Source organism: Kitasatospora sp. NPDC054795 (genome assembly GCF_053611565.1).
This window is the reverse complement of record NZ_JBSHAP010000235.1, coordinates 1-6,613: the sequence shown is the minus strand read 5'-3', so window position 1 is coordinate 6,613 and position 6,613 is coordinate 1. Positions and strand designations below refer to the sequence as shown.

At 73.5% G+C, this 6,613-nt stretch carries 6 protein-coding genes and 1 pseudogene; 3 read left to right on the top strand and 4 right to left on the bottom strand.

Annotated elements, in window-relative coordinates:
* The first annotated feature begins 435 nt into the window (after nucleotides 1-435).
* A complete protein-coding gene (locus ACWGJO_RS40505) occupies nucleotides 436-1,590 on the top strand; it encodes a hypothetical protein (protein ID WP_452190808.1) in 1,155 nt (384 codons plus the stop codon).
* 85 nt (nucleotides 1,591-1,675) lie between these two features.
* On the opposite strand, the gene ACWGJO_RS40500 is transcribed toward ACWGJO_RS40505, so the two are convergent.
* Complete coding sequence (locus tag ACWGJO_RS40500; RefSeq protein WP_380552702.1) at nucleotides 1,676-1,843, bottom strand: hypothetical protein; 168 nt, start codon at nucleotides 1,841-1,843, stop codon at nucleotides 1,676-1,678.
* A gap of 681 nt (nucleotides 1,844-2,524) precedes the next feature.
* Between ACWGJO_RS40500 and ACWGJO_RS40495 the strand changes: the two genes are divergently transcribed.
* Complete coding sequence (locus ACWGJO_RS40495) at nucleotides 2,525-4,450, top strand: ABC transporter ATP-binding protein (RefSeq protein ID WP_452190806.1); 1,926 nt, start codon at nucleotides 2,525-2,527, stop codon at nucleotides 4,448-4,450.
* A 433-nt stretch (nucleotides 4,451-4,883) separates the two neighbouring features.
* Complete coding sequence (locus ACWGJO_RS40490) at nucleotides 4,884-5,507, top strand: ADP-ribosyltransferase (protein ID WP_452190810.1); 624 nt, start codon at nucleotides 4,884-4,886, stop codon at nucleotides 5,505-5,507.
* Nucleotides 5,508-5,678: 171 nt separating this feature from the next.
* Here ACWGJO_RS40490 and ACWGJO_RS40485 read toward each other — a convergent pair whose 3' ends face one another.
* The 3 genes and pseudogenes from ACWGJO_RS40485 to ACWGJO_RS40475 form a co-directional block, all read right to left on the bottom strand.
* Nucleotides 5,679-5,897, bottom strand: coding sequence for a hypothetical protein (locus tag ACWGJO_RS40485; protein ID WP_452190804.1), 219 nt, complete (start codon nucleotides 5,895-5,897; stop codon nucleotides 5,679-5,681).
* 5 nt (nucleotides 5,898-5,902) lie between these two features.
* Nucleotides 5,903-6,148: an NUDIX domain-containing protein gene (locus ACWGJO_RS40480; RefSeq protein WP_452190802.1), complete on the bottom strand. Its 246-nt coding sequence runs from the start codon at nucleotides 6,146-6,148 to the stop codon at nucleotides 5,903-5,905.
* Nucleotides 6,149-6,225: 77 nt separating this feature from the next.
* Nucleotides 6,226-6,613 (bottom strand): annotated as a pseudogene (locus tag ACWGJO_RS40475) (hypothetical protein); the annotation flags it as partial.

The window sequence follows — 6,613 nt, the reverse complement described above, 5'->3', positions numbered from 1 at the left end:
GGCACCGCGTTCCCGCGGCGCCCGGCCGGCTCTTCGCTTCGCCGCCCACGGGCACGTCCGGCTGCTCGGACGCGGGTCTCCTGGTGGAGCTCCCGGTGTTCGGGGACAGGAGCGCCGCCATCGGCCGAGTCCGCAGGGCCGGTCGGCCGGCCCGCGGCCCCGCAGTGCAGAACCGATGCCCTGAGGGGCCGACTTCCTTGCGCCAGGCCGCAACTGCCCTCCACGTTCGCCGGCGCCCCCGGTATAAAGGGGCGGAGGGGACCGAGGGGGTTCAGCATGCACTCAAGGGAACAGCCGCCGAAGGCCGGGCGCCCTCATCGTGACGCGGCCACCGCCCGACGGTCCGGCAGCGGCACACGACCCGCGGCGGAGGACGCGTTTCCGAGGGGTGGCGAGGCCCTGCAGCGCACCGTCGGCAACGCGACGACGGCACGCATGATCGCGGAGCAGCGGGACGGCGCCGGCCCGGACGACCGCCGGACGGCACCGGCCCTCCAACGCGTGACGGGCGACCGGGCGGCGGCGCCGCGAAGGCCGCAGACGCGGATGGACCCGAGCAACGTGCTGCGGATCTGCGGGGCCGCCACGTACGACGGGGAGACCGTCACGCCCGGCGGACGGTCGTCCGAGCTGCGGAACATCGTGTGGGAGGACCACTGGGCCGCCATCTCCGAGGTGTGCAGGAAGCACAAGTACACCATCGCCGTCCGTGAGACCGGCGAACACTCCATCCGGCGCATCGCGGAAGGGGCCAAGCCCAAACCGCACACCATCCTGGAGAAGTCCATCAAGCCCGCGTCCGTGCGCAAGAAGTACGGCCCGGGGCCCGGACAGACGCAGGGCGACCCGGAACGCGTACTGGAGTTGCTGGAGCGGCACGACCTGAGCGGCTTCGTCGGCCACTGGAACGCCGAGGGCCTGGCCGGCGTCCGGATCGCCCGCCTGCCCGACACGATGACGGACCCGGAGATCGTCCGGACCGGCCCCAGGGGCGAGAAGTACGTGCCGATCGACATGAACGAGACGGACGGCGGTCCGCAGCTGGCCCAGCTGAAGACCGACCCGCGGTGGAAGCAGTACCTCTACACCGGGGACTACGACCTCCACGAGGTCTACTCCGCGCAGGGCGGCACCGGTGGCGGCCAGATCCCGGAGGCCACCCCCGAGAAGGCCAAGCTGCTCAACCGCCTCAACAGCGGGATCGCACGGGACTCCCAGGAGGAGGTGGTGCGAAGCGGCACGGTGACCATGGGGAACGGCACCCTGCACATGGCCGCCGACTCCGAATACGCCATGTTCCAGCACGGCGATCAGGCCACCTACCGGATGAACCAGTACCTGGAGGCGCAGGCTGCCGCGCTGGAGAACCAGGTCGCCCGGCAGGCGGCGCAACTGGTGCGGGCGGTGGCCACCGAGGCCGACGAGCCGCTGGCGTGGTGCCGGATGGGGCAGTGGTACGTGACCCGGAACCGGGAGGAGCACGCGATCCTGCGGTCCCGCTGGAATCTCGCCGTGCCCCACACCTGGGGCGCCTCGGAGGTGGAGCGCACGGCCCGCGGCGGCTACCGCACGGCCGGCTACCTGGATTGACCGCACTGCCGGAACCGGCGTGACGGGCTGGTGGGAACCACCGTCCGGCCGCGGCAGCAGGGCGACCGGCGAGCTGCCGGTCGACTCAGCGCTGCGCGGTGGCCTGCGCGGCGGGGGACCAGGGGGCGGCCCACAGCGGGATCACCTCGACGGTGGCGGCGGAGCCGTGGGCGGGGGTGCCGGGGGTGCGCCCGGCCGTGGTGGGCTGTCCGGTGGTCGTGGGGAACGCGGTCGCGCTCGTCACAGTGGTCATGCTCGGCAACATACCGGGGGGCACTGACAGTGCCGGGTCGGGCAGTCCGGCCCGGCCCGTGGTGGGGTGAATCGAACGCTGGGGCCGGGCGCCGCTCCGAACGCTTTCCCCTGATGCGAAGGGTCGCGCGTCGCTCGGCGCGCGGCCGGCGCGGGTGCGCCCGGCGCCCGAAACCCGCTCGGGCGCCCGACTCCCCGAACGGGTGAATCCGGCGACGGCCCCGCCCTGCGCGGCCTCCTCGCCCGCCGGGGTGTCCGCGGCCCCCTCGGACCGGCCCGGAAGGCCGCGTTCGAACACGCTCTCGCCGCCTGCGCACTGGGCTCCGCCGCCCTCCCGGTCCCGTGGACGACCGAGTGGCGTGCGGTCCGGACCGCACGCGGAGCATGCTCGAAAAGTCCCCGTTCGACCCGGGCTCGCCCGGAGGCAAATCCACTTGAACGCCGCGCTCGAACAGCACCATCATCGGACGCCATCCACCCGTAACGACTCCGTCCATACCGTCAACTCGGCCTGAGAGAAGCAGACTTGAGCTTCTCGTCCAGGCCGGTGCCGGTGCTTCCGTGCGTCCGCGCACCGCTCTGCGTCTGGAGGATCTGTGGCCTGTCACCCCACCCCGGCGATCCACGTCCCACCCGTCACGGCGGCCCTGGTGGCCCGTGCTCCGAGCAAGGAGGCGATCGCGTGACCGCCGCGACCCCGGCCGAGGCCGCCGACGAGGAACTGCGGTGGCTCGCCGACGGGCGCCGCATCGAGGCGATCGAGGCGATCGGCGTCAACGCGATGGCGCGCCGCCTGCCCGCGCTCGTCGTCCGCGCGTTCCGCCTCGGCTGGCGCATCGACCGTGCCTCCGTCACGCTGCTCCTGGTCTGCCAGGCCGTGTCCGCGGTGCTGGGCGCGGCCGGCCTGTTCGCGACCACCGGCACCATCTCGGCGCTGTTCGGCCCCGGCCGGGTCGACGACAAGCTCGCCCACGCGGCGCCGTCGATCCTCGTGATCGCGGCGGCGGCCGGCGCCCGCTCCCTGCTGGGCATCACGATCCGCACCATCACCATCCACCTGTCGCCGCGGATCTCCCGCGAGGCCGAAGCCGCGGTGCTGCGCGCCACGGTGGCGGCCGAGCTGACCGCCTACGACCACGCCGGCTACAACGACGAGCTGGAAGCCGCGGACCGCGGCGCCGAGGTCTGCGTGGACATCGTCGGAGAGGCGCAGAACCTGCTCGCCTCCCTCGCCTCGCTCCTGGGCGCGGCAAGCGTGCTGACGGTGCTCCACCCCGCCCTCCTGCCGTTGCTGGTGCTCGCCGCGCTGCCCCAGGGGATCGCGTCGGTGCACGCCGCCCGGGTGCAGTTCCTGGCGAACCGGGCCGCGGTCGGCGACCGCCGGATCATGGCCAACCTGCGCTGGTACATCCACCTCAAGCGCAACGCCGACCAGGTCCGCTCCGACACCATGGGCGAGTTCCTGCTCGTCAAGTACGACCAGGTCGGCCGGAGGCTGGATGCCACTTCGCGGCGGGCGGCGATGCAGAGCGCCCGGGTGTCGGTGATCGGAGCAGCCGCCTCCGGCCTCGGCAGCGCGGTCGTGTGGGCGGCGATGCTGTGGCTGGTCAGCACCGGCCGGATGAGCCTGCCGCGCGGCGGCGCGGCCGTGTTCGCCCTGACCGCGGTCGGCACCAGCCTGCGCGGCATCGTCGGCTACGGCGCGGACCTCTTCCGCACCGGCATGTACCTGGACGACTGGTCGAGCTTCCTCGACACCGCCGGCGGCCACCGGCCCCGGCGCGGCACCGAGGCCCCCGAGCCGCCGCGCCGGATCGCGGTGGAGAACCTCCGCTACGCCTACCCGGCCTCCGACCGCAAGGCGCTGGACGGGGTGAACCTGCACGTCGAGCGGGGCGAGATCCTCGCCCTGGTAGGCGAGAACGGCTCCGGCAAGACCACCCTCTCCAAGCTCCTGGCCGGGCTCTACCTGCCCGATGCCGGATCGGTGCGGTGGGACGGGCGCGACACCCGCGACCTCGACCCGCACGCCCTGTGGCGCCAGGTCGCCGTCGTCCCGCAGGACTACGCGCGCTGGCCGCTGACCTGCCGCGAGAACATCACGCTGGGCCAGCCCACCGCCGAGGGCGACGCGGCGGTGCTGCGCGCCGCCGACGCCTCCGGGGCGGCCGACGTCGTCGCCAAGCTCCGCCGGGGGCTGTCCACCCTGCTGGCGGTGGAGTGGATGGGCGGCGAGGAGCTGTCCGGCGGCCAGTGGCAGCGCCTGGCCATCGCCCGGGCGTTCCACCGCGAGGCCGGGCTGCTCGTCCTGGACGAGCCGACCGCCGCCCTCGACCCGCGCGCCGAGCACCGGATCTTCCAGAACCTGCGGGCGGTCGCGCGGGAACGGGCCGTCGTCCTCGTCACGCACCGGCTCACCAACGTGGCCGTCGCCGACCGGATCGTGGTGCTCGAAGACGGAAAGGTCCTCCAGGAGGGCACGTTCGCCGAGCTGGTGGCCGAGGAGGGCGGCCGGTTCAGGGAACTGTGGGACCTGCAGAACGAACGCACCGGCCTCCCGGCCCAGCGGACCCAGCCGGTCCGGGAGGACGACGGGACCGGCCGGTGATCGGCCTCGACGTCGACGTGGCGAGCGACCCGGCCCTCCACGGCGGCCTCGTGGGTGTCCGCGCCGAGGAGAAGGGAGCGGGTGGACAGCGGGCGGGGACCCCGTCGTCCCCGGGCCGTGTCCCCGACGGGCACGTCCCGGGCGGCTCGGGCCCGGGCCGCCCGGGCCGGCCGGGAGCGTCAATCGGCGAGGAGGACACGCCCCTGATCGGGTGGGTGCGGTATCTCCGGGTCCGGGGGCGGCCAGGGTAACGGTCGTGATCAACATCCGCATCCGCACGGCCGCCGGCGCAGTCGCCCTCGCCTGCGCCGTCGTGCTCACCCCCGAGATCCCGGCCGCCGCCGCCCCCGCGGCCGCGACCGAACCCGCCCCGTTCAGCTGCCTCGACCCCAGCGGGGAGGCGCTCTGGAGCGGCCCCCAGTGCGACGGCGTCATCGTCCGCGAACTCGGCACCGAGGCCGTCGCCATCCTCCTGGACGGCCGCCGGATCGACTTCGCCGACGAGGCCGAACTGCGCGCCGACGACTGCGCCGTCCGGCCCGCCGTCACCCTCCCCGCCAGCACCTTCGAGAACCTCCCCAAGGGCCCGGACCCGCTGTACGCCGCCGTGGACCGCCGGGTGGACGCACCCCGCATCACCCCCGAACCGCACTGGCGCAAGAACTGCCACCCGCTCTTCCGCTCGGACGGCCGCGATCCGTCCGTCATCTTCGAAGAGGGCTTCGGCCCGAAGGACACCGTCAACGGCCAGTACGACATCACCAGCTACGTCCTGCAGAACCAGCCCTCGCCGTTCGTCAGCACCACCTTCGACCCCGAGCTGTACAAGAAGTGGAAGAAGGTGCCCTGGGACTACTTCATCGACGCCCCCGGCGGCATCGACGTCAACGCGACCATCGGCGACCAGCACCAGTACGCCGACCAGGTCGAAGTCGCGTTCCCCGGCGGCGTGGACCGGCACTTCATCCGCCGGGCCTGCCCGGTCGACCGGGCCACCGCCTCCCTGGTCGAGGCCGGCTGCGTGGACAACCCGAACTACCAGCCCTGGCTGCACTGACCGCAGGCCGTCCGCCGTCGGCGGTCCGCCGGCCGGCCGGGTCGCCCGACGGCGGACGGGAGTGCGACACCCCACCACGGAGAGCGCGTTCCCGCGTCCGATGGGCAGGGACCGTGATCGAGCCGTTCCCCGCCCCCGCGAGCCCCGCACCGTCGGCGGAGGGCCTGACGGTCAGTGAAGCGGTCGTGGTGGCGGGGGGTCCAGGCGGACGAGGTGACGGTCGGTCGTGCCGTCGGGCCGGTGTACGGTCCGATAGACGTACGGGACAGTGCTGCCGAGGAAGACGACGACGCCCTCCTCCACGACGGGCTGCCCGCCGGCGACGGCGCGCAGCCGGGCGTCGGTGTCCTCCGGCAGCCGGGGAGAGGGCGGTCGGCGGTGTCGGCCCATCGGTGTCACACGCCGATCAGCGTGGGCGGGTCGAAGCGTTCGTTTCCCAGCCGTGGGTGGAGAAGCCCCATCCGTTCCCGCAGTTCGCGGGCGGTGGCCTCGTCGAGGCGCTCGTCGACCTCGACCTTGCCGCCGGGGATCGTCCACACCGGCGTGGTGCCCCAGCCGTTCGCGGTGCAGCGGACGGTCGCGGCCCGGCCCCGGTCACGGTCGGGGGCGATCACGGCTACGGTCTGGCGAGAGCTTTCCACGGTGCTGGCTCCAGGAGGGCCAGAACGGGTGGGCGGGCGGGCGCTTCAGGTGGCCGGCGCGGCCGGGGCGGCGGCGGTCAGTCCGGCCAGCCGACGACGGACAGCGGCTTGCCGCGGCCGATCTCACCGAGCGCGTGCGCGGTGTAGGGCACGATGTCGGTAGGCAGGTGGTCCAGCGGCCACCACCGCAGCTCCTCGCACTTGTGCGGCTCCGCGTTGCGGACCTGGCCGGTGTGGCGGGCCGGGCGGAAGAAGAGCTGAAGGCGGCTGCGGCCGTCGTCGGCGTCGAGGTGGTGCAGCGTGTTGAAGTTCCCCCGCTGAACTGGACAGCCTGATACTGGGACGGTTGAGTCCCGGAGGAAGCAGTCCGGATCGTGAGTGGCAAGAGCAACATGAGCAAGCGGTACACGGCCGAGTTCAAGCGGGACGCGATCGCGCTCGTCCGGTCTTCGCCGCATCGGAACG